This is a genomic window from Maribellus luteus (genome assembly GCF_003576475.1).
GTDB classification, from domain to species: Bacteria; Bacteroidota; Bacteroidia; order Bacteroidales; family Prolixibacteraceae; genus Draconibacterium; species Draconibacterium luteum.
The window spans coordinates 1-502 of the sequence record NZ_QWGR01000342.1 but is presented as its reverse complement, the minus strand read 5'-3'; the positions used below and the strand labels follow the sequence as shown (position 1 = coordinate 502).

At 63.5% G+C, this 502-nt stretch carries 1 protein-coding gene; it reads right to left on the bottom strand.

Annotation, left to right across the window (positions count from 1 at the left end; genetic code table 11):
* Positions 1-217 precede the first annotated feature (217 nt).
* Positions 218-502 (bottom strand): helix-turn-helix domain-containing protein (locus tag D1614_RS25445; RefSeq protein ID WP_206610237.1); only part of this gene is annotated, 285 nt, incomplete at its 5' end.

Here is a 502-nt window from a genome sequence, read left to right as displayed (position 1 = left end):
AGCTCCGTTGCTGAATCGATCGCTGTGGAGTTCGTCCTGGCCATCAGCCACCTCTGCATGTCCGGATCGATATGGCCCATCGCCCATCCATCCGCACGCCCTAATTTAGGTTTCGGCGCGCAAGTCCGCGGCCGGTTGGCCCGCTCGGAAAGGGGTGCTGGCGGCCCGGACTGATGCGCCTACGATCTTGTCGCCGAAGTTCTCTTTTCCGGAATAGTCATGTGTCAGCCTTCACCGATCGCGTCGTCTTCGGAGTCTTCGCTGGCGTCAGGAGTTCGGCGACGGGCACCTTGAGCGCCTTGGCGAGGCTTTCGATCGCCACGATCGTCGGGTTTGAGCGCCGGTTTTCCATCAGGCTGACGGCGTTCTGGTCGATGCGGGCTTCGGCCGCCAGCGCATCCTGGCTCCAGCCGCGATCCTTGCGCAACCTGCGCAGATTGGCGGCGAGCGTCCGCAAGGCCGCCGACTTCCGGGCAGGGAATCGCTCCTTGAACGGCTTCTG